The sequence below is a fragment of the Pseudoalteromonas sp. LC2018020214 genome, from assembly GCF_016598755.1.
GTDB lineage: Bacteria > Pseudomonadota > Gammaproteobacteria > Enterobacterales > Alteromonadaceae > Pseudoalteromonas > Pseudoalteromonas distincta.
The window spans coordinates 2,994,533-3,017,559 of the sequence record NZ_CP066804.1 but is presented as its reverse complement, the minus strand read 5'-3'; the positions used below and the strand labels follow the sequence as shown (position 1 = coordinate 3,017,559).

19 protein-coding genes, 6 tRNA genes and 1 other RNA gene are annotated in these 23,027 nt (G+C 40.2%); 23 read left to right on the top strand and 3 right to left on the bottom strand.

What is annotated here, in order from left to right:
* Positions 1-4 precede the first annotated feature (4 nt).
* The 9 genes from JG479_RS13395 (at position 5) to JG479_RS13355 (ending at position 7,160) form a co-directional block, all read left to right on the top strand.
* Positions 5-80, top strand: a tRNA-Phe gene (locus JG479_RS13395).
* Between the two features lie 71 nt (positions 81-151).
* Positions 152-227: transfer RNA gene (locus tag JG479_RS13390), tRNA-Thr, on the top strand.
* A 52-nt stretch (positions 228-279) separates the two neighbouring features.
* Positions 280-355, top strand: a tRNA-Phe gene (locus JG479_RS13385).
* Positions 356-412: 57 nt separating this feature from the next.
* Positions 413-488, top strand: a tRNA-Thr gene (locus JG479_RS13380).
* Positions 489-620: 132 nt separating this feature from the next.
* Positions 621-696, top strand: a tRNA-Phe gene (locus tag JG479_RS13375).
* Between the two features lie 102 nt (positions 697-798).
* Positions 799-874, top strand: a tRNA-Thr gene (locus JG479_RS13370).
* Between the two features lie 484 nt (positions 875-1,358).
* Positions 1,359-2,774 carry a TolC family protein gene (locus tag JG479_RS13365; RefSeq protein ID WP_200219485.1) on the top strand — a complete coding sequence of 472 codons (1,416 nt, stop codon included), beginning with the start codon at positions 1,359-1,361 and terminating at the stop codon, positions 2,772-2,774.
* A complete protein-coding gene (locus JG479_RS13360) occupies positions 2,764-4,080 on the top strand; it encodes an efflux RND transporter periplasmic adaptor subunit (RefSeq protein WP_039490230.1) in 1,317 nt (438 codons plus the stop codon). The genes JG479_RS13365 and JG479_RS13360 overlap by 11 nt, the downstream gene beginning before the upstream one ends.
* Positions 4,077-7,160 (top strand): efflux RND transporter permease subunit, encoded by a 3,084-nt coding sequence (locus JG479_RS13355; RefSeq protein WP_002962744.1) that lies wholly within the window; start codon positions 4,077-4,079, stop codon positions 7,158-7,160. Before JG479_RS13360 ends, JG479_RS13355 begins: the two co-directional genes overlap by 4 nt.
* A 138-nt stretch (positions 7,161-7,298) precedes the next feature.
* Here JG479_RS13355 and ssrS read toward each other — a convergent pair.
* A non-coding RNA gene (ssrS, locus tag JG479_RS13350) (6S RNA) lies at positions 7,299-7,481 on the bottom strand.
* A 193-nt stretch (positions 7,482-7,674) separates the two neighbouring features.
* Here ssrS and JG479_RS13345 point away from each other — a divergent pair.
* From JG479_RS13345 to JG479_RS13325, 5 genes are all read left to right on the top strand, one after another.
* Entirely contained in the window at positions 7,675-8,238 is a 564-nt protein-coding gene (locus JG479_RS13345; protein ID WP_002962745.1) for a UPF0149 family protein, read from the top strand.
* Positions 8,239-8,266: 28 nt separating this feature from the next.
* Positions 8,267-9,589, top strand: coding sequence for a Xaa-Pro aminopeptidase (gene pepP / locus JG479_RS13340; protein WP_200219484.1), 1,323 nt, complete (start codon positions 8,267-8,269; stop codon positions 9,587-9,589).
* Between the two features lie 15 nt (positions 9,590-9,604).
* Positions 9,605-10,792 (top strand): 2-octaprenyl-6-methoxyphenyl hydroxylase, encoded by a 1,188-nt coding sequence (gene ubiH / locus JG479_RS13335; RefSeq protein ID WP_138489610.1) that lies wholly within the window; start codon positions 9,605-9,607, stop codon positions 10,790-10,792.
* Entirely contained in the window at positions 10,789-11,955 is a 1,167-nt protein-coding gene (locus tag JG479_RS13330; protein WP_200219483.1) for an FAD-dependent monooxygenase, read from the top strand. The genes ubiH and JG479_RS13330 overlap by 4 nt, the downstream gene beginning before the upstream one ends.
* Positions 11,956-12,109: 154 nt before the next feature.
* A complete protein-coding gene (locus tag JG479_RS13325) occupies positions 12,110-14,011 on the top strand; it encodes an alpha/beta hydrolase family protein (RefSeq protein WP_024604894.1) in 1,902 nt (633 codons plus the stop codon).
* A 102-nt stretch (positions 14,012-14,113) separates the two neighbouring features.
* On the opposite strand, the gene JG479_RS13320 is transcribed toward JG479_RS13325, so the two are convergent.
* Together JG479_RS13320 and JG479_RS13315 are read right to left on the bottom strand one after the other, a co-directional pair.
* Positions 14,114-14,839, bottom strand: coding sequence for a hypothetical protein (locus JG479_RS13320; RefSeq protein WP_200219482.1), 726 nt, complete (start codon positions 14,837-14,839; stop codon positions 14,114-14,116).
* 226 nt (positions 14,840-15,065) lie between these two features.
* Positions 15,066-16,265 (bottom strand): alpha/beta hydrolase-fold protein, encoded by a 1,200-nt coding sequence (locus tag JG479_RS13315; RefSeq protein WP_200219481.1) that lies wholly within the window; start codon positions 16,263-16,265, stop codon positions 15,066-15,068.
* 376 nt (positions 16,266-16,641) lie between these two features.
* Here JG479_RS13315 and rpsF point away from each other — a divergent pair, with 376 nt between their 5' ends.
* The 9 genes from rpsF to alr all read left to right on the top strand — a co-directional run bounded on the left by rpsF (position 16,642) and on the right by alr (position 22,999).
* Positions 16,642-16,983 carry a 30S ribosomal protein S6 gene (gene rpsF, locus JG479_RS13310; RefSeq protein ID WP_002962750.1) on the top strand — a complete coding sequence of 114 codons (342 nt, stop codon included), beginning with the start codon at positions 16,642-16,644 and terminating at the stop codon, positions 16,981-16,983.
* A gap of 43 nt (positions 16,984-17,026) precedes the next feature.
* Positions 17,027-17,344: a primosomal replication protein N gene (gene priB / locus JG479_RS13305; RefSeq protein WP_004588456.1), complete on the top strand. Its 318-nt coding sequence runs from the start codon at positions 17,027-17,029 to the stop codon at positions 17,342-17,344.
* A gap of 12 nt (positions 17,345-17,356) precedes the next feature.
* On the top strand, positions 17,357-17,584 hold the full coding sequence (gene rpsR / locus JG479_RS13300; RefSeq protein WP_002962753.1) for a 30S ribosomal protein S18: 228 nt from the start codon (positions 17,357-17,359) through the stop codon (positions 17,582-17,584).
* Positions 17,585-17,619: 35 nt separating this feature from the next.
* On the top strand, positions 17,620-18,072 hold the full coding sequence (rplI, locus tag JG479_RS13295; protein WP_002962755.1) for a 50S ribosomal protein L9: 453 nt from the start codon (positions 17,620-17,622) through the stop codon (positions 18,070-18,072).
* 390 nt (positions 18,073-18,462) lie between these two features.
* Positions 18,463-19,011: an RNA polymerase sigma factor gene (locus tag JG479_RS13290; protein ID WP_039490247.1), complete on the top strand. Its 549-nt coding sequence runs from the start codon at positions 18,463-18,465 to the stop codon at positions 19,009-19,011.
* Positions 18,998-19,480 (top strand): hypothetical protein, encoded by a 483-nt coding sequence (locus JG479_RS13285; RefSeq protein WP_024596807.1) that lies wholly within the window; start codon positions 18,998-19,000, stop codon positions 19,478-19,480. The genes JG479_RS13290 and JG479_RS13285 overlap by 14 nt, the downstream gene beginning before the upstream one ends.
* A 9-nt stretch (positions 19,481-19,489) precedes the next feature.
* Positions 19,490-20,428: a DUF4097 family beta strand repeat-containing protein gene (locus tag JG479_RS13280; RefSeq protein WP_200219480.1), complete on the top strand. Its 939-nt coding sequence runs from the start codon at positions 19,490-19,492 to the stop codon at positions 20,426-20,428.
* Between the two features lie 112 nt (positions 20,429-20,540).
* Positions 20,541-21,920, top strand: coding sequence for a replicative DNA helicase (gene dnaB, locus JG479_RS13275; protein WP_002963050.1), 1,380 nt, complete (start codon positions 20,541-20,543; stop codon positions 21,918-21,920).
* Positions 21,920-22,999 (top strand): alanine racemase, encoded by a 1,080-nt coding sequence (gene alr, locus JG479_RS13270; RefSeq protein ID WP_002963048.1) that lies wholly within the window; start codon positions 21,920-21,922, stop codon positions 22,997-22,999. Before dnaB ends, alr begins: the two co-directional genes overlap by 1 nt.
* Positions 23,000-23,027 lie beyond the last annotated feature (28 nt).

Below are 23,027 nucleotides of genomic sequence, written 5' to 3'. Positions count from 1 at the left end.
AAGTGCCTCGATAGCTCAGTTGGTAGAGCAGAGGATTGAAAATCCTCGTGTCCCTGGTTCGATTCCGGGTCGAGGCACCATTTATTAAAGTAGTGGTGTTTAATCAACCGTTTAAACATTATTACGCGTGCCTTAGCACACAGTTTTGTGTGCCGACTTAGCTCAGCTGGTAGAGCAACTGACTTGTAATCAGTAGGTCAACCGTTCGACTCGGTTAGTCGGCACCATTTATTAAGTTAAAGGTTAATTTTATTAATCGGTAACTAGCACAGTTTATGTGCCTCGATAGCTCAGTCGGTAGAGCAGAGGATTGAAAATCCTCGTGTCCGTGGTTCGATTCCGCGTCGAGGCACCATTTACTTTAAGTTCTCAATCTTTAAAATTGAACGTGCCTTAGCACACAGTTTTGTGTGCCGACTTAGCTCAGCTGGTAGAGCAACTGACTTGTAATCAGTAGGTCAACCGTTCGACTCGGTTAGTCGGCACCATTTATTTAAAGTAGTTTGAAAAGAAAAACTGTAATCAGTAGTCTGTTCAAATTACCCGTCGACTCGGTTAGTCGGCACCATTTATTAAGTTAAAGGTTAATTTTATTAATCGGTAACTAGCACAGTTTATGTGCCTCGATAGCTCAGTCGGTAGAGCAGAGGATTGAAAATCCTCGTGTCCGTGGTTCGATTCCGCGTCGAGGCACCATTTATTGAAAAGCCTTGCTTATGCAAGGTTTTTTTATTTTAAGTGCTTTATAAAAGTTCTCAATCTTTAAAATTGAACGTGCCTTAGCACACAGTTTTGTGTGCCGACTTAGCTCAGCTGGTAGAGCAACTGACTTGTAATCAGTAGGTCAACCGTTCGACTCGGTTAGTCGGCACCATTTATTTTAGGTAACTTGAAGCAACTGACTTGTAATCAGTAGTCTGTATAAGTTATCCGTTCGACTCGGTTAGTCGGCACCATTTATTTAGGTAACTTAAAGCAACTGACTTGTAATCAGTAGTCTGTATAAGTTATCCGTTCGACTCGGTTAGTCGGCACCATTTATTTAGGTAACTTAAAGCAACTGACTTGTAATCAGTAGTCTGTATAAGTTACCCGCTCGACTTTGTTAGTCGGCACCATTTATTTAAAAGCCTCGCTTATAGCGGGGCTTTTTTGTTTTTGTATAGTTAATCTCTTAAACACACTACAAAAAGTTAATTTTAGTATTAAAAATTGCTGATCATTTACTCATTTTTACCGTATAACTGGCTATTATGTTAATTCATCGCTAGCTATGTAATGTTATGTAAAGTAAGTTGAGCAAAATTTGCCAAAGTGCTTGAATTACGTTCATAAATAGCAGTAATTTAGGTTTAATTATGATCTGGCAATGCAAGCCAACCCTACTGGCAATTAGTGTGATGCTGCTCAGCGGCTGTGCGAGTGATTTAAACTCGTCTCAGCGCATGCAAGTCCCTAATAATATGCCTCAGCAATGGCAGCAAGAAGCATCAAGCTCAGTATTAAAAGTACAAGAGCAATGGCTTACACAATTACAAAATCCTACGCTTAATAAATTTGTACAACAAGCACTTAAAAATAACCAACAGCTTTTGCAAACGAGTTATGATGTTGAAATTCAAAAGCAGCAACTTATAGTCTCGGGCGCTGCACTTTGGCCAAGCCTCGATTTATCAACACGTACAAGCCGTAGTAAAGACAACCGCCCTGTAAGTTACGACAACGCAAGCTCCGTAAGTTTAAATTTAACTTACGAGGTTGATTTATGGGGTAAGCTCTCTGACGCCAAGCGCGAAGCTAATCTTAACTATTTAGCTCAGCAGGCACGGTTTGAGCAAGCTAAACAGCAACTTGTTGCTGATGTGGTAACAGGTTGGTTTGATGTGGTTACGGCGCAGCAATTACTGGATTTATTTAAGCGTCGCGAAGCCAACTCACAACAAAATCTCGATATTATTGAAGCTGGCTATCGCCAAGGCATAAACGAAGCGCTCGATGTGTATTTAGCGCGTAATGAGCTTAATAATGAACGCTCTCGCATTGCCACTCAAACAGCGAGTTTATCGGCATCAGCACGTGTACTTGAGCGTTTACTTGGTGAATACCCAAAAGGCGCTATTACTGCTAGTAGTGACTTACCTGTTATTAATACCGATATTCCTCTAGGATTACCTTCTGAACTTATAACGCGAAAACCTACTCTACGTGCAAGTTGGTATGAGCTTTTAGCAGCCGATGCATCATTGGCATATGCGCATAAACAACGCTTTCCAAGTTTAGATTTAACGGCTTCATTAAGTGATAGTACAGACCGAGTAAGCGACTTGTTTTCTCCATCAAGCCTTGCATGGTCTTTGTTAGGTAGTATTTCAGCGCCACTTTTTGAAGGAGGGCGCTTAAAAGCCAACGAAGAAATAGCGCGTCTTAATACTCAAAAGCAAGAGCAGCTTTATTTGCAAACGCTTTATGACGCATTTGGTGATGTTGAAAATGCAATTTCGCAGCAGCAGTCCCTTAAAGCGCAATATAGCAGTACTCTTGAAGCGCAAGAAAACGCACTTGCTGCAGAGCAATTGTCGTTTGAGCAGTATCAAAGTGGCTTGGTAACTTACACGACAGTGCTTGATGCCCAAGACCGTTCTTTTGACGCGCAAAGCTCCTTAATCGATATTAAAAACCAATTAATAGCCAATAGAATTAACCTACACATTGCCCTTGGTGGTGATTTTGCAAAGCCCTCAAGTGAACTAAAGAGCAATAACGATGAAAACTAAAACAGCAAAAATTATTATTCCAGCGGTGGTTATTGTTGCCACAATTTTAATTGTTATGTTTATTAAGGGGAACCCACCAGAGGCTAAACGCTTTGGGGCACCTCCTAAGGCATCAATAAGTGTGGCTGCGCTTGAGCTAAAACCACAAAATTATCAAGTTATGATAGACAGCTACGGTACGGTAAAACCACGTACACAAAGTTTGTTAGTGGCTCAGGCATCTGGGCAAATAATTGAAGTAAGTGATGACTTTAGAGAAGGCGGTTTCTTTGAAAAAGGCGATGTACTTTTAAAACTAGACGACAGAGATCATCAGGCTGAAGTTAAATCTGCTCAAGCCAATTTATTAACCGCAGAGCAAGGTTTGCTAGAAGAGAAGGCGCGTGGGCAACAAGCCATTACCGATTGGAAGCGCCTTGGCGGCTCAAATCAGGCAAGCAGCTTAGTACTACGTGAGCCACAACTAGCAGCCGCTGAAGCTGAGGTTTTATCGGCTCAGGCAGCACTTGAAAAAGCGATGCTTGATTTAGAGCGCACTAAAGTAACGGCGCCATATGCGGGGCGTATACTTAGCCGCAGTGTTGATTTAGGGCAAGTTGTTACTAACAACACACAGTTAGCAACCATTTACGCAATCGATAGCGTTGAGATTCGCTTACCAATTAAAAATAAAGATCTCCCATTTGTAAATTTACCAGAGCAGTATCGCGATGGTGCTAAAAACCAAGCGGGTTCAATTGTTAAATTTACTTCTGACTTAGTAGGTGAGCAAACGTGGCAAGGTCAATTAGCACGCACAGAAGGTGCTATAGATGAAGGCGCACAACAGCTTTACGTAGTTGCTAAAATTAATGACCCGTATAAAGCAACAGCAAATAACCAGTATCCAATAAAAATTGGGCAGTATATAAAAGCGCAAATTACCGGCAGAACAGTATCTAACGCACTCATAATCCCTAACAGTACAATTTATCAAGGAACGTACGTTTACATTGTTGAAGGTGGCGTACTTAAGCGCAAAGACATCACACTAGCTTGGCAAAATGCGACTCAGGCGATGATAAAAACCGGTTTAAACGCAAATGATAAACTTGTTATTACTCCACTTGGTCAAGTAAGTTCAGGAACTCAAGTAAGTATTTTAGGTGAACAAAGCGCAGATCAACCTAAAAGCCGTGGAGCGAATGGGCAAGGTAAAGGAAAGCGCCCGACTCCAGAGCAGCTTGAACAAAAAGCAAAAGAGCTTGGTATTAGTGTTGAAGAGTTAAAAAAACGCCGTCCAGCAAAGCAAGGAGATAAGCCATGATAGCTTGGTTTGCCAAAAACCATGTTGCAGCTAACTTATTGCTAGTAACGTTGCTGCTGTCGGGGCTTTTTAGTTTATCGACTAAAATACCGCTTGAAGTATTCCCTTCATTCGAAACCGACATGATAAGCGTGAACGTAAGTTTGCGTGGCTCAACACCAGAGGATGTAGAGCAAGGCGTAACAATTCGTATAGAAGAAGCCGTACAAGATTTAGAAGGTATTAAGCAAATATTTAGCCGCTCTTCTGAAGGTTCAGGCTCTGTAACAATAGAAGTTGAAACGGGCTACGACCCGCGTGAGCTTTTAGCCGATATTAAAAGTCGTGTAGATGCAATTAACACCTTTCCAGCCGATGCTGAAAAGCCAATAGTCGCGCTTGCGGAGCGAATTCGCGAAGTTATCGCGGTTACTGTATCGAGTGATTACGGCGAAAAAGAAACCCGTGAATATGCAGAAACAGTACGCGATCAAATTCTACGCTTACCAAATGTGACGCAGGTAGAGCTAAGTGGTGTTCGTGATTACGAAATTGCCATTGAAGTAAGCCAAGACGTTCTTCGCCAATACGATTTAAGCCTTGCACAAATATCGAGTGCGATTGCTAATTCAAGCTCTGATATTTCTGCTGGTAACTTAAAAACTGAAGGTGGGGACGTACTTATAAGCTCTAAAGGGCAAGCATATCGTAAAGATGAATTTGCCAATATTGTTGTTAAAAACCAAGCTGACGGCACGATTATTCGTTTAGGCGATATTGCAATAATTAAAGACGATTTTGAAGAAACCCCAGTACGTACTCGCTTTAATGGTAAGCAGGCTGCATTTATCGACGTATATCGAATTGGTCCGCAAAGTGCGATTACTGTTGCTGACGAAGTTAAAAACTACATAAAAGAGCAACAAAGCTCCCTTCCACAAGGATTTGAACTAAGTTACTGGGATGATGATTCGGAGCTGGTTAAAAGTCGAATTGCCACACTAACGACCAATGCCCTACAAGGCGGTATTTTAGTACTTGCTTTACTTACTTTGTTTTTACGCCCTGCAATTGCATTTTGGGTATTTATTGGTATTCCGGTTTCGTTTATGGGCGCGTTTATAGCGATGCCTATTTTTGGCGTAACCCTTAATATTATGAGCTTATTTGGCTTTATATTAGTACTTGGGATTGTTGTTGATGACGCCATAGTTACTGGCGAAAATGTCTATACCCATTTAAAAACAGCTAAGTCGGGGGAGCAGGCCGCAATTTTAGGTACTCAAGAAGTCGCAACACCAGTAACATTTGGTGTATTAACTACCGTTGCCGCCTTTTTACCTTTGGCCTTTATTGAAGGGGCGCGTGGTGCTTTGTTTGCACAAATACCGGTAGTGGTTATTCCGGTATTATTGTTTTCATTGATTGAATCTAAATTTGTACTACCCGCACATTTAAAATATATAAAACTACGCCACGAAAAAGGCGAACCTTCAAAGTTTGATGTTATTCAACAGCGTTTTGCAGATGGATTTGAAAACGCGATTTTAAAATATTACCAACCAACTTTAAATTTAGCACTGCGCCATAAATTGGCTTCGGTAAGTTTGTTTGTTGGTGTGTTTATAATAATTTTAACCATGATCACTAGTGGTTGGACTAAGTTTGTATTTTTCCCGCGTATACCAAGCGAAACAGTCCGCGTTAACTTAACACTACCAACAGGTACGCCGTTTGAAGTCACTAATAAATACGTAATTGATATGTCGCAAAAGGCGCAGCAATTACAAGAAAAATACCGCGACCCAGATACAGGTGAAAGCGTTATTTTAAATATATTAGCCACAACAGGCGGGCGCGGTGGTGTATCTAATTCAGGTTCTGTACGCTTTGAAATAACACCAGCTGAAAAGCGTGAATCAGACATAGGATCAAGAGAGCTTGCCAGCGAATGGCGCGATTTAATTGGTGTCATTCCAGGCGCTGAAAGCTTAACGTTTAGAGCTGAAATTGGCCGAAGTTCTGACCCAATTGATGTTCAGCTTAGCGGGACTTCGTTGACTATTTTACAAGACGTGGCTGATCACATTAAAACCCGTTTATCGACCTACCCAACGGTATTTGATATTGCCGATAGCATGTCTGATGGTAAAGAAGAGTTACAAATAGAGCTTACGCAGCAAGGCTTAGCGCTGGGCTTAAATAGAGTTAATGTTGCAGGTCAAGTGCGTAACTCGTTCTTTGGCTCGCAAGTCCAACGTATTCAGCGCGGACGTGATGATGTACGTGTAATGGTTCGCTTGCCTATAGACGAGCGCCGCTCAGTTGCCGATTTACAAAATATACTCATCAATACACCTACTGGTGGCTCGGTGCCGTTATCGCATGTTGCAACCCTTACCGCAGGGCAAAGCCCGTCAACTATTAACCGAATAGACCGCTACCGTACTTTAAATGTAACAGCGGATATCGAAAAAAATAACACCAACATGACCATACTTCAGGCTGACCTAACGGAGTATTTAGATGAGTTAATGCAGCAATATCCTGGAGTAGATTACAAACTAGAAGGTGAGGCTAAAGAGCAGCGAGAGTCGTTTGGCTCATTGGCTTGGGCACTTGTGTTTGTATTTTTCATAATTTATGCGCTATTAGCGATACCGCTTAAGTCTTACTTACAGCCAATTATAGTAATGAGTGTAATTCCATTTGGCATGATAGGTGCTGTAGTCGGGCATTGGATTATGGGCATGGATTTAACCATTATGAGCTTGCTTGGTATGCTCGCCCTAACTGGGGTGGTAGTAAATGACTCCCTTGTACTAGTTGATTTTATCAATAAAAAGCGCAGTGAAGGCGGCAAATTACTAGATGCAGTTAAACTTGCCGGTGCATCGCGTTTTCGCCCTGTAATGCTAACAAGTTTAACGACCTTTATTGGCTTAATGCCGTTATTATTTGAAAAAGCGACTCAGGCGCAGTTTTTAATACCTATGGCGGTAAGTCTAGGGTTTGGGATTATTTTTGCGACATTTATTACTTTATTGTTAGTGCCAATAAACTACATGATGATGGAGCGCTTTCAAGGTTGGTTTAAGTAAATAAGCATAAGCATTTAAAATTTAGCTGTAAGTAAGAAATTGCTTGCAGCTTTTTTTTTGCCAAAAATTATAAAAATAATGTACGAAGGTATAACAAAAAAATGAATAAGTAATAAGAGGGAGTATAAAAATAAGAAGGTGTTCCCCAAGATACGGTACCCGGTTTCAGTCCTGAAACCAGAAGGTTTCAGGGCGGAAATCTGCGGTTTACCGTAGGCTTCTCGGTACATGCCGAGCTTGCACAATAGTAGACGAACAGAAATCCTGGTATAAAATTTATCGGCTCAGGGACTTAACCAAGCTCCGGTACCCCAGGGAACAATTTAAGTATATAAGACATAATCGAATCCTTAAACCCTAAACGTAAAAAATTAAACCGTTCGCTTAGTTTTCCCGCACCTTTAACTCGCCATTTACTTTATCGCATGGTTTTTGAGCTTGATCATACAATTAATTGGAGTTGCTTTTTATCGAGTGGTAGCATTGCCTTAACTTGCAAAGCGAAGACTCGATTATGAACGATTTACCCGATTACGAAAAAGCTCAACTGCTTTTAGAAAAAAACGAAATATTTGTATCACCTGCCGAAGCGCATGGTGTAATTAGTGGTTTACTTGCGTGTGGTTTAACCATTGACGACAAAGAATACTTAGGCCTTTTGAGCGATGTGTTTAACGATGGTGAATCATTTAGTAACGATTTAAAGCAGTTTTTTGGCACTATTTATAAGCAAGTAGTTGCGAGCTTTAATGATGACGAATTTCAGTTTGATTTATTTTTACCAAACGATGACGAAACACTCATCGATCAGGCTAATGGCCTCGTATCATGGGTAGCAGGCTTTATGCTTGGTTTTGGCTTAAAGCAAAAAGATTACGGTAAGTTATCAAGCGATGTTAAAGAAGTTATTACTGACTTTAGCGAAATCACTCGCCTAGATACCACTTTTGAAGAAACCGAAGAAGACAGCCAAGCGCTGCACGAAGTGATTGAATATGTGCGTGTATCAGCACTACTTTGTTTTGCAGAGCTGGGTAAAGAGCAAAACACGCAAAGTACTAAAAAAACACTTCATTAGTTTAAAAAGTTAAACGGGTTGGTTAATAATGGTTGAAGTACAAAAGTCAGAATTTAAAGCACGCCGTGAGCGTTTACTTGCGCAAATGGATAAAAATAGCGTTGCTATTATTCCCGCTGCGAGCGAAGTGACGCGAAGCCGCGATACCGAATATGCATTTAGACAAGATAGCGACTTTTTCTATTTAACAGGCTTTAACGAACCCGACGCTGTACTTGTACTATGTAACAACAGCGATGCACCCAGTACTTTATTTTGCTTAGATAAAGACAAGCTTGCAGAAATTTGGCATGGCCGCAGAGTTGGCTTTGATAAAGCTAAAAGCGACTACTTGTTTGATGAAGCTTACCCACTAAGTGAATTAAACGATAAGCTGCTCGATATACTAAATGAAAAAGATGCGATTTATTTTGCACAAGGTGCTTATCCTTCATTTGATACCAAAGTGTTTACGTTACTAGGTACGCTTAGAAGTGGCTCACGAAAAGGCCTCAAAGCACCGAGTACTTTAAAAGAAATACGCGGCCTTATTCATGAAATGCGTTTGTTTAAATCGCCAAGCGAGATAGATGTTATGCGAGAAGGTTGTGAAATTAGTGCGCGAGGGCACATGCGCGCTATGCGTTTTTCACACCCCGGAGCTACTGAATTTCAGCTAGAGGCAGAGCTGCATCATCATTATGCCATGAATGGTGCGCCGCACCCGGCGTACGGCACAATTGTTGGTAGTGGCGACAACGCCAATATTTTACATTACACGCAAAATAGCGACGTATTAAAAAATGGCGACCTGGTACTTATAGACTCCGGTTGTGAGCTACAAGGTTACGCAGCCGATATTACCCGTACTTTTCCAGTAAATGGTCAATTTAGCGAAGAGCAAGCCGCGCTTTATAATATTGTTCTTAAAGCGCAAGAAGTTGCTTTTGATGAAGTAAAACCAGGTGGTTACATGTCGCATGCTAATAAACTAGCAATGGAAGTAATGACTCAAGGTTTACTTGATTTAGGTATTTTAACCGGCGACTTTGACGAGCTAATGGCAAAAGGGGCATGTAAAGAATATTACATGCACGGGCTTGGGCATTGGCTTGGTTTAGATGTACATGATGTTGGCGATTACAAAGTAAATAACGTTGAGCGTGCATTTGAGCCGGGTATGGTACTCACCATAGAGCCTGGGCTTTATATCAGCGAAGACTCAAGCGCACCGCAAAAATACAAAGGCATTGGTATTCGTATCGAAGATAACTTGCTAGTTACCGAAACCGGCCATGAAAACTTGACCCTAAGCGTACCTAAAAAAATTAGCGATATAGAAGCACTTATGCAAAGTGCTAAAAACGTATAAAGCTCGGAGAGTAAAGTGGCTAAGCAGTTTGATGTAGTTATTATTGGCGGTGGTTTAGCGGGAGCAAGCTGCGCATTAAGTGTGGCTAAAACTAATCCCGCGTTAAATATTGCCGTTGTAGAAGCTAATCAAGTTACCGGCGACTACCACCCAAGCTTTGACGACAGAAGCATTGCACTTGCTCAGCAATCGGTAGAGTATTTACAAAGCCTCAATTTATTTGAACAAAATGCCCCTTACACCGCCGCAATCAAAAAAGTGAGCGTGTCTGATAGAGGCCACTTTGGCAAAGCGCACATTAATTGCGACGAATTTTCTAAGCCTTCACTTGGTTACGTAGTAGAAGTTAACCCTTTTGGCCGAGCGCTCCACCTGCGTTTAACGCAATCAAATATTACGCTTTTGTGCCCCGATAGCGTAACTGCCATTGAGCAAACTCTGCATAGCAATACACTTACCCTGCAAAGCGGCGAGCAATTAAGCGCAGCGCTATTGGTTATTGCTGATGGTGCACAATCACCCACACGTAATTTACTTGGGCTTGGTTTTAATACCCAGCCTTATGAACAAGGCGCAATTATTGCTAATGTAGAAGTGGCTGGTGGGCATAATAATCATGCCTTTGAGCGTTTTACACAAAGCGGGCCTATGGCGTTATTACCCATGAGCAATAACCGTTATTCGTTGGTGTGGTGTATGAGCCAAGATCAGGTTGAACAGCACATGGCACTTAATGAACAAGACTTTATAAGTGCCCTACAAAGTGCGTTTGGTTATCGCGGAGGTCAATTTACTAAAGTAGGCATGCGCACGAGTTACCCGCTCGTTTACGGGCAAGTCGAGTCTTTGACTGCGCACCGTACAGTGGTTATTGGTAATGCCGCACATGCTATTCATCCTATTGCAGGACAAGGTTTTAATTTAGGCCTTCGCGACGTGCAAGTACTTAGTAATTTAATAGCAAACAGCCAACACGGTTTAGGCAGCTATGCGTTTACACGTGAATATTCAAAAAAGCGCAGTGATGATATAAAAACCGTAATGAGCTTAACCGATGCACTTGTTAGGCTTTTTTCAAACTCATCGCGAGTGCTCGCATTGGGGCGCAGTATTGGGTTGTTTTCGATGGATTTATTTCCCGCATTAAAAGCGCCATTAGCCAAACAGTTAATGGGGCAAGTTAAACAAGGTAGGCGTTTATGAAGCAAGCACAGGTTTGTATTGTAGGTGGTGGCTGCGTAGGGCTAACACTAGCACTTGGATTGGCAAAAGCCGATATAAGCGTAGTTGTACTCGACGGCGCACCAACACAAACATTACCAACTGACGAATATGGTTTGCGCGTAAGTGCGCTAAGCATTGCAAGTCAAACCTTGCTTGAACAATTAAACGTATGGCCCGAAATAATCGCACAGCGAGCGTGCGCTTATACGCATATGGATGTACGTGATGCCGACAGTTTTGGCAAAATAGCGTTTGATAACAAACAACTTGAGCTTGAGCATTTAGGCCATATTGTTGAAAACGACATTATCCGCTACGCGCTTATAAAAGAGCTAGAGCAACAACCAAGTGCCACGCTAATGTTTGATACGCAGTATCAGCAAATACATCAAAGCGAATCAGATGTATTTATAACGCTTAAAAGCGGCGAGCCAATTATTGCAAAACTGCTGGTGGCCGCTGATGGGGCAAACTCAGCTATTCGTAAACAATTTAATATGGCACTTAGCTTTAAAGATTACGATCACCATGCGCTAGTCGCAACCGTAAAAACCAAAGAGCCGCACGAAAACACCGCACGCCAAGTGTTTTTACCAACCGGGCCGCTGGCATTTTTACCTCTGAGCGATGCAAATACCCATTCAATAGTATGGTCTACTAGCCCAAACCACTGCGATGAGCTGCTTGCAATGAACGATAGTGCCTTTAATAAAGCTGTTATGGCTGCAATAGATGGCCAATGCGGGCTATGTGAAGTGCAAAGTGCGCGCGCAGCTTTCCCACTTAAAATGCGCTACGCTCAGCAATGGGTTTCAGGCAAAGTGGTACTCATTGGCGATGCTGCACATACAATCCATCCGCTTGCAGGGCTTGGGATGAACTTAGGCCTAAAAGACGCCGCTTATTTAATTGAGCTACTCACAAGTGATAGCAAGGAGTTTGCAAGCACGCGCACACTTCGCGATTACGAACGTACCCGTAAGCTCGATGCGCAAAAGCACATAGCCATGATGCAAGGGTTAAAAGAGCTATTTGCAGGTGCAAATCCGGTTAAAAAACTTATCCGCGGAGTAGGGCTGTCATTAGTTGATAACCTAGGCCCAATAAAACACCTGTTCGCCAAAGAAGCGATAGGAAAGTGATGTAGGTTGAGTGAAACAAAACTCCACGAGAAAAGCGGTTAGTTATTCGCTTTTAATAAATTAAGTACTTACTTTGTATGTTTTTTCGGTAAACTTTGTTATTTTTACATTAAATATAATAAAAAGTTTTTACTAAATTTTAAGGAAGAAATAAATGTTAAAAATAACACTCTTATTTTTTTTATTAACTGCGTCTGTAGTTCATGCAAAAGATAAACCGTGGGAGTCTTACGCTAAACTTCCAATGGTAGAGCAACCACAAATATCGCCAAATGGAGAAATGATAGCAACACTTTATAATACTGCTGAAGGCCCTACTATCAGTTTAGCTAAATTTCCTAGTATCGAATTCAATATATTAGCAAGTCTCAAAAAAGATAAAGATAGAGTCGACTTTATTCGTTGGTCAGGTAATAAATATATCATTGTTTCTGCTAGTTACCCTGAATATGTCAATGGTCAGTACATGAGAGTTTCAAGGTTATATTCGATCAATGTTGAAACCAATGAAAGTAAAATGCTAACTACGCGACGTTTTTCTGAATATAAGTGGTATAGATATCAGAGTTTCAGACTCGTTTCCTCACTTAAAAATGAGCCAGATTTCGCGCTAGTGTCAACGTTTGATGAAAAAGATAAAGCTTATTCTGTTTTTAAAGTTGAATTAGGTGATTCTAGTTTTGATAAAATTCAGAGGAATAAAGAAAATATTGGAAGTTGGTATGCAGACCCTAAGGGAGTTTTACGCCTGGGGATCGCAATTGATAAAAAAGATGATAAGTTTATTGCTTCAATATGGTATCGAGCAAAGAAAGATGAAGCATTAAAAATGATTCATACCCATATTTTGGGTGAAGATAGTACTTTCTCCATCCAAGGCCTTAATGAAGATGGTACAAAAGCTTACGTCCTTTCTGATCGTGTATTAAACAGACAAGCTTTATGGTCATATGATATCGAGTCAGGGGAGTTTGAAGAGCTTGTTTATAGCAATGATAAATACGATATAAATAATGCAATCGTTAATAGTGAGGGCGATTTTATAGGGGTTGGCTACTATGATGATTTCTACAAGAGCCATTATTTTTCAGAGGTAGACGGTAAGCAAGAGCTTATGGTTGCTAATTTATTTGGTGATAAGCAAGCTAGTATTGTTAGCCGTAGTAAAGATAGAACACGAATTCTTGTAAATGTAATAAGTGATTCAGTCAGCCCTACTTATTATTATTTTGATTTAAACACAAAGAAGGGCGGCGCTTGGTTATCTAAATTTCCTTATTTAGCACGTAATAAATTTGTACCAGTGCAAAACTATAGCTTTAAAGCGAGCGATGGAGCTGAAATCTCAGGCTATTTTACAAAACCAGAAGGGATTAAAACTCCGCCGCTAATTGTAATGCCTCACGGAGGACCGCATAGTCGAGACTACAAATACTTTAATCGAGAGCTTCAATATTTAGTTAGTTTAGGTTATGCGGTATTGCAAGTGAACTTCAGGGGCTCAGAAGGTTTTGGTAGTGCTTTTGAAACTGATGGTTATTATCAGTGGGGTAAACGTATGCAACAAGATGTATATGATGCAATGGATTGGGCTACTAGAACCGGATTAACATCAAAAAATAATGCATGTATTTATGGCGCAAGTTATGGTGGTTATGTTGCATTAACAGCTGCATGGCAAGAGCCCGAACGCTTTAAATGCATTATTAGTATTTCTGGAATATCGGATCTAAAAGGGTTAGTTGAAGATGAAGAGCGACAAGATGCCTACCTAGGTAATATTGTTGATATGACTGATAGTAAAGCCGTTGATGCATTATCTGAGGTTTCGGCAATCAATATGATTAACCGAATTAAAGCCCCAATTTTGCTTATCCATGGGACAAAAGATACGAGAGTTGACTATCGACAATCAAAATATTTTTATGATAAAGCAAAGCGAAACCTAGATATAAAGTATGTTGAAATTGATGACGGAACACACTTTTTTGATGATCCAGAAAGCTTAAAAGTACAATACAAAGAGGTTACTGAGTTTCTTAAAAAGCATTTGTAAATAAATGAATGGGCGTTTTTTAACTCGAAACCTATTTTAAATTTTCTAGTAATTATAAAAAAACCGATGTTTAGTTTAAACATCGGTTTTTTATAAGAGACATCAATACCTTATTTCACTTTTTAGTCGTACAAGCCTTTCTCTTAGGTTGGCTATATATTCATCTAGCGATTTATATTTACCTCGTAAGATAATATGTCCTATATTTGTTTTATTGTCATTTTCTAAGTTGAATAAAGATGAATCACGGTACGTGTGAATATCTGTATTGATATTTACACCACTTAAAGTGTTTTTAATACCTTGCTCAATTTTTAACATGTCCTCAAAGTCATTCTTTAGACTAATAAGATTTTCTTCAAATTCATTTTTAAAACGAAAACCTTTAAACTTTAACTTATCAACTTGTGAGTTTAATTCATCGAATAAAATTTCCCTAGTAAGTAGCTCTTCACTTCTTTTTTTATTTAATTCATGGAGGTTATTAATAAATGAGACTTTATCTTCTTGCTCTTCATCATATAAGCCCCATTTATGAATTTCTAAAACTGTAATAGGCAGTATTCTTAAAGTATCTAAGTTGTTTAGTAGTTTGGGGATCGTATGAAAAGCTAGTTTTTCTTTATCAACTGTGACTGAAAGCTTTTCATATTGGTATATAGCAAATATTAAAGTAATAAAGGCAGTATAGCCTCCAGCCCAACCTCCGATAGCGCTCCATTTATCAGCTATAGACACGTTTTGAATTAAAATAGAGTAAGTGCCAAATAAAATCGGTATAGCAAATACAACTGAGCGGAATATCCATTTCTTGCTAAAGAAGGGCATATAGTACCTAGGCTATTAAATGTTTTATATTATAGAGTTTACTTTACAGCACTTTATTTGTAATACAGATATTTAAAAGCTTCGCTTTTCACGCGAGCAAGCTCAGCGTCTACGTGTAAAGTTTCACACTGAGCTTAATTTTACCTGTAGGCGTTTAGCTTGCTGACGCGACGAGCGTAGCTCGTAATTACTATCGTTAGCTAAAAAGTGCTTTGCGTTAAATCAGTTACAAATTCTTTTGTGCTTCATTCACCATATCTTTGAGTGCATCAACTAACATCGGATCTCGCGAGTTTTGCTTAGCAAGTTCTAATGCGTGTTTCATACTAGTGACGGCTTCTTTGAACTGCTTATTTTCAGTATAGCCTTGCGATAAACGCATGTGAGAATAGGCTGCATTAGGGTAATGGGTAGTAAAGTGTTTAAGCGTGGTAATAGCTTTAGCTGTGTTACCAAATTTTTGCTGGCTATGAGCAAATTCTACATATACATCTTGTGGAATTTTAAGCTCAAACCCATATTTATCACTCAGTGCTTGGTAGTAACCTGTAATAAGCGATACATCAGCAAATCTTCCGTGCTCGTCAGTAACGCTAAAAATTAGGTCGCCAAATAAGTGAATTAGGCTATCGCTAAGGGCTGGTAGTATGGTGCCCATATGACTAAAAGTAGGGTAATGCTTATATTCCCATTTTAGCTGTGTTGGCATTTGTTGTTCTAAATTTACCAAAGTATTTAATACACCTGTATAAAAGCGTGACCCTTCACTTGCTACACTAATAAATAACGATTGACCGCCTTTAGGATTTTTAGTGTATTTTATAATATTATTTTTTAATTCTTCATCACTCCACCAACTGTTTGGGCTTATAGCTATATAGTTATTAAATAACTCAGGCTGATTAACTAAAGTATAAAGCGCTAAAGTACCTGCATTAGAGTGGCCAATTAAGGTGTTGTAGCCGTTAGTTGAGTAGTTAGAATTTATGTATGGCATAAGTTCGTCAGAAACAAACTTTAAAAACTCGTCAGTTTGCCCAGCTTCAGGCCATTTGTTTTTAACAAAAGTTTGAAACTCTGTTTTAGGTTCACCTTCTACTTTTGGTAAATAATCGCGAACACGGTTAGTTGTATCAATACCAACGAGCATTGCGTTAGGTATCTGCTCGTAATCAACTAAGGATTTTATAACCCCAGACGCCGTATGAAAGTGCTCAACACCATCAAGTAAATAAATAACATAAAGCGGTTGGTCATCTTTTACGGTGTCAGGTATGAAAATTTTAATGGGTCTGTCTTCGTTAAGTATTTTTGATTGCAGAATGACTTTTTTACCAACGGTTATGTCAGTTGTATTGGTTTTTGCGTGGCTTAAAAATGGTGTACTAAAAGTAAGTATTAATACAAGCGATAGTAAGAGCTTCATAAATATCCTTATTTAATAATGTATTGCTCAATAATTGCACGGCTTTAAGTTTGAGTAAATACTTATATTTTGAGGCAGGTGTTAGACTTAAGTAATTCAAAGCTGCGCTTTTTTACGCGCGCAAGCTTGGCGTATATGATAAATATTAAACTGCGAGTTTAGCTTTTCCTTTAGGCCTACGGCTTGCTAACGGGATGAGCGAAGCTCGCAATAATTGCCTTTAAACTCTTATCTATAAAAGCTTAAAAAACCTGCTTGCTTAATTATCCGTCTAAGCGTAAAATGCGCGCTCATTTCGGCTTTTAAACTATTAATTCCTTGCCTTAAACCGACCGGCCGAAACGGTAGAAGGCTCTATTAACCGTAAGGAATATCCATGCGTCATTACGAAATCGTATTCATGGTTCACCCTGATCAGAGTGAGCAAGTAACTGGTATGATCGAACGTTATACTGGTTCTATCACTGAAGCTGGTGGTACTATCCACCGTCTTGAAGACTGGGGCCGCCGTCAACTGGCTTACCCAATCAACAAGCTTCATAAAGCTCATTATGTTCTTATGAACGTTGAAGCACCTACTGAAGTAATCAGCGAGCTAGAAACTACTTTCCGCTACAACGATGCAGTGCTTCGTAACTTAGTTATGCGTACTAAAAATGCTGTAACTGAAGCGTCTCCTCTTGCAAGAGAAGAGAAGAAAGAAGCACCAGCTGCTTAATTGTTTTGAGTCCTAGCATGGCATGTAGTCAGCAGTTATTATAATGGTTAGCCCATATATGAATCAGCTGGTTATATCTGGGGTAGTTTGTAAAACTCCCAAGTTTAGCCAAAGCCCTGCTGGCATCCCGCATTGTATTTTTGTTGTAGAACATAAATCAATGCAAACCGAAGCAGACCTTAACCGTAATAGTTATGTGAGGCTTCAGGTAGTTGCCAGTGGAAAGCAAATGCAACAACAGACTCAACATTTGCACGTTGGGCAGGCATTGCAAGTGAGTGGTTTTTTAAATCGCCACGAAGGTCGTAACGGCCTTAGCCAATTGGTTTTGCATGCTCAGCATATAGAAAGAATTATTTGAGGAATTAATCTCATGGCACGTTATTTCAGACGTCGTAAGTTCTGCCGCTTTAAAGCGGAAGGCGTACAACAAATCGATTACAAAGATCTAGCTACTCTTAGAAACTATGTTACAGAAAGTGGCAAAATCGTACCTAGCCGTATCACAGGTACTAGCGCTAAATACCAGCGCCAGCTAGCAACTGCTATTAAGCGTGCTCGCTACTTAGCCCTTCTTCCATACACTGACTTACATAAGTAAGCAGCGGATTAACAGTTTTTAAAAGGTGTAGAAACATGCAAGTTATTCTACTAGATAAGATCGCTAACCTAGGTAGCCTAGGTGAACAGGTTGTAGTTAAATCTGGTTTCGCACGTAACTTCCTTTTCCCGCAAGGTAAGGCAGTTCCTGCGACTAAAGCTAACATTGAAACGTTTGACGCTCGTCGTGCAGAACTTGAAGCGAAAATCGCTGAACAGTTAGTTGCTGCACAAGCACGCGCTGAAAAACTAGAAGCATTAGCAGAAGTTACATTAGTATCTAAAGCTGGTGACGAAGGTAAGTTATTCGGTTCAATCGGTACTCGTGACATCGCTGACGCTATCTCAGCTGTTGGTGTTGAAGTTGCTAAGTCAGAAGTTCGTTTGCCTCTAGGTACTATCCGTGAGACTGGTGAATTTGACGTATCAATTTCAGTTCACTCAGACGTAACGGCTACTATCAAAGTAATCGTAATCGCTGAAGCTTAATTTTTAATTAAGCTAAAAAAGCCGTGCTATTAGCACGGCTTTTTTGTGCCTATAGTTTGGCTAACTTTAATTAGTTGAGGGCATAGTTAAATAATACCAATCCGCAATAATACTTAATCATTTTGCGGGGCTAAACGTGTCGCTACCTGTGTTAAAAAATTCTCATTTAGAACAACTAAATAGCGAATTTTTTGTCTAGCTATCAACACGTTTTTCCATCCTCAAAATAGATCACTTAATTAAGCGAATTGGTATAAAACCTCGTATAAGCCCCTTTTTATTCAATTATTTTTCCATTCTTTTTAAACCTTTTCGAACTGTCATTACGTCTAACTTATCAATACACTTAAATAGCAACTCAACAATAATAATTAAAAGGCGGCATCACGGATGTTACACGTTAAACCCGAACCAGCGCCTTTGTGCGAAGCTGCACTCATTGAGCGAGTTAAATCGGGTGATCAAGGCGCATACACAACGCTTTATGAGTTACATATAAAACGAGTATACGGTTTATGTTTACGCTTATTAGCAGACCAAGCACACGCCGAGGACGCCGCCCAAGAGGTATTTGTACAGGTATGGCATAAAATAGCATTATTTGATGGGCGTTCGCAGTTTTCTACTTGGCTATATAGTGTTGCCAGTAATGTAGCGATAAGTTACCTGCGCAAGCAAAAAAACTGGTTACAAAAAGTAGTAAGTATTGAACACAGCGGTATGGATGAGCAATCAGCTAACGACTGCAAAGGCTTAAATGGCCTCGATAAGTTAATAGTAAGGCTTCCTGAGCGCGCACGTATGGTATTTGTATTATTTGCTATTGAAGGTTACAGGCACGAGGAAATCGCGGAGCAATTAGGTATGGCTGTTGGTTCAAGTAAGTCACAATATCATCGTGCTAGGCAGTTATTACAAGAGTGGTATGAAAATGAGTAAACCAAACTTTAACGACTACTTAAATAAGTCATTAAACACGCTTGATAAAGAAATTACGCCACAAAAAGATTTATGGGCGGGGATTGAGCGAGCAATTGTTAATAATAAGCAGAACCCAAACAGCACTATTATTTGGCCAAAACTAACGGCAATAGCAGCGTGTACTGTGGCTGCTTTAATTGCTGTTAATATATTTGTTATAGCACCTGAACCACAGCCCGTAGTGGCTATAAGTGATTACTTTTCGGCTCAAAAAAATAGTTTGTTAGTTGAATACGAAAATAAAGAAGCATTAACCACTAACTGGCAAACGCAACTACAAGAACTTGAAGAAGCTGAGCAAGCAATAAAGCAAGCTCTTGAAAACGAACCACAAAACCAAGCGCTACTGACAATGTTAGCGCAAATATATCAACAACAACTTGATTTAATTAACAAGGTGCACGCGCCACGTTGGCAGCACATTTAGGAGTACGATATGAAAGCGATTTTATTAGGACTGAGCTTATTTCCACTGGCGGCATTTGCGGGTGAAAAAATAGATAAGCAAATAGACGTACCAAGTGGCGGCACTATTTTGATTGAAAACCAACGCGGTGATATACATATTACAGGCTGGGATAAAAACGAATTTAAAGTATCTGGCGAGCTTGATGATAAAGCACAGGGTTATGAGCTTAAAACAAGTGGTGATAAAACACAGTTTATTGTAAAAATGCCCCGTAAATCAAATTGGGGAAATAGTGGTGACGGCTCAAACCTAACTATATTTATGCCTAAAAGCAGTAGTTTAGAGTTTGCTGGCGTTAATGTATCGGTGACTGCAAAGGAGCTTAAAAACGGCGCAGAAGTTGATGTGGTTAACGGCGAAATTACGGTAGATGATATTACTGGCAACATTAAGCTCACCACTGTAAATGGTGATGTGAACGCTGAGAACTTAAACGGGAATATTCAGTTTGAAACCGTAAATGGTGAAATTAACGATAGGCAATCAAGTGGTGAGTTGCGTTTTAGCGCTGTTAATGGTGATATTAAATCAACTTCAAGCGCTAATGATGTACGCCTTGAAAACGTAAATGGCGATATAGAATTTACGCTATCGGCTATTAAAAACCTACGTATTAATACGGTCAATGGCGAAGCAGAAGTACAGATTAACGAGCTTTTAAAAGGCGGTGATGTACGTTTTGAATCAGTAAGTGGTGATGCCGACTTTTATTTCCCACAAAGTGTATCAGCAAAGTTTGAAATTAAAGCCCATGCTAATGGTAAAATCATTAACAAAGTCAGTAGTGACAAAGTCAGTAAAGCTAAATATGGCCCAGCCAGTGATTTAGAGTTTAGTATTAATGGCGGTAATGCAAATGTCGAAATGGATACCATAAGTGGACGAATAGAGCTTCGTACCAAATAACACTCATTCCCCATCACGATTACAAAAAGCAGGAAAGATTTCCTGCTTTTCTATTTGCACAGCCCCTGCAAGTCGATAGAATAGAGCCATTCAATTTTACTACTGTGAAGTTATGGCCAAACCAGATAAGCAAGTCGATACTCTTAAAGTTCCTCCCCATTCAATAGAAGCTGAACAATCTGTTTTAGGTGGCTTAATGCTTGATAACCAAGCTTTTGACCGCGTAGCTGAGCTTGTTGTATCACAGGATTTTTATACCCGCACGCACAAGTTAATTTTTGAGGCGATGACGGCACTTGCTGAGATTGGCGATCCGATAGATTTAATCACTATTTCTGAAAGTTTAGAAAAAAATAATAAACTTGCAGGTATTGGTGGTTTTGCTTACTTAGCCGAAATTGCTAAAAATACGCCAAGTGCAGCCAACATTGATGCCTACGCAAACATTGTACGTGAGCGTGCTGTTGTACGTGAAATGATTGGCGTGGCAAATGAAATAGCCGAAGCGGGTTTTAATACCGAAGGGCGTACTAGTCACGACTTACTCGACTTTGCCGAAAGCAAAGTATTTAAAATTGCCGAGCAACGTACAAAAAGTACGGAAGGCCCGCAAAGTATTCATAACATACTCGAAAAAACCGTTGATAAAATAGAAGAGCTTTATCAATCGCCACAAGATGGTGTAACGGGTGTAAGTACAGGTTATGCCGATCTTGATAAAATGACGACAGGCCTGCAGCCGTCTGACTTAATTATTGTGGCAGCGCGTCCTTCAATGGGTAAAACCACCTTTGCGATGAACCTTGCAGAACATGCCGCAATGACTCAAGACAAACCCGTGCTAATTTACTCGCTAGAGATGCCTTCAGAACAAATTATGATGAGGATGTTAGCGTCTCTTGGCCGTATTAACCAAACTAAGGTACGTACAGGTCAGTTAGATGATGACGATTGGGCGCGACTTTCATCAACAATGGGCTTGTTGATGGAAAAAGGCAAAATGTATGTTGATGATGCCTCGGGCTTAACACCTACCGATGTTCGCTCTCGTGCACGTCGTATTGCGCGTGACCACGGTGGCATTAGTATGATCATGGTCGATTACTTGCAGCTAATGCGTGTACCTAGCCTTGCTGATAACCGAACGCTTGAAATTGCTGAAATTTCGCGTTCACTTAAATCACTAGCAAAAGAGCTAAAATGTCCGGTTGTCGCGCTTTCACAGCTAAACCGTACGCTAGAGCAACGTGCTGATAAACGCCCAATTAACTCAGATTTACGTGAGTCAGGGTCGATCGAGCAGGATGCCGATTTAATCATGTTTATTTACCGTGATGAAGTTTACAACGAAGACAGTACTGATAAAGGTATTGCTGAAATTATCATAGGTAAACAACGTAACGGCCCAATTGGTAAAGTGCGTTTAACATTCCAAGGTCAATTTTCTCGCTTTGATAATTACGCGGGACCAGCGGTAGATGACGATTACTAATGCGCTTAGCGACTGCTGAAATTAACTTAACGGCACTTGCGCATAATTTAGCGCAAGTTAAGGGCTTTGCACCTAACAGCAAAGTGATGGCGGTGCTAAAAGCAAATGCTTACGGGCATGGATTAGTAACGATTGCGCAGCATTTAAATAATGCTGACGCATTTGCTGTGGCACGTATAGATGAAGGGCTCGCCCTTCGAGCTGGGGGCTTAACAAAGCCAATTGTTTTACTAGAAGGTTTTTTTAACAAAGCCGACTTACCGATTCTGCTCGCCAACAATTTTCAAACTATTATTCACGATGAGTACCAATTAGCAGCGCTTGAAAAAGCAAAGCTAGATGCACCAATAACATGCTGGTTAAAAGTAAATACAGGTATGCATCGATTAGGTATTGCGCCAGAGCAGTTTGAAGCGTTTTATAACCGCTTACAAAAAACACCTAACGCTAAAAATTCCGTTAATTTAATGACCCACTTTTCGTGTGCTGATGACGTTGATAATGCTAAAACGGTTCAGCAAATTACGTTGTTTGATAATTTAGTGAATGGCATTGATCAAGCGCATTGTTTATCAAATTCTGCTGGTATTATTGCCTGGCCGAGCGGTCATGGCGATTGGGTACGTCCTGGGCTTATGTTATATGGTGTATCGCCAATGGCAAATAGTATTGGGCAGCAACACAAATTAAAACCAGTTATGCGCTTAACTACGCGCGTAATTGCAGTACGAGATGTGCCTGCTAATGAGGCTGTTGGGTATGGTGGTCGTTGGAAAAGCGATAAACCAACCAAGTTAGCTGTTGTAGCTATGGGTTATGGCGATGGTTATCCTCGGCATGCTAAAGAGGGGACACCGGTAATAATTGGTGAGCAGCGTTATGGTATTGTAGGAAGCGTAGCTATGGACATGATCAGCGTTGATATAGGCGCTAATGAGCATAATATTAAAGTTGGCGACAGAGTCACTATGTGGGGCCCTGAGCTACCAGTTGAAGAAATAGCACTGTGCGCTGATACTATTCCTTACGAGCTATTATGTAATATTACACCACGCGTAAGTTATGAGTATCAGCCATAGTTAGTTTTTAGCGTATACCAATTGGGTA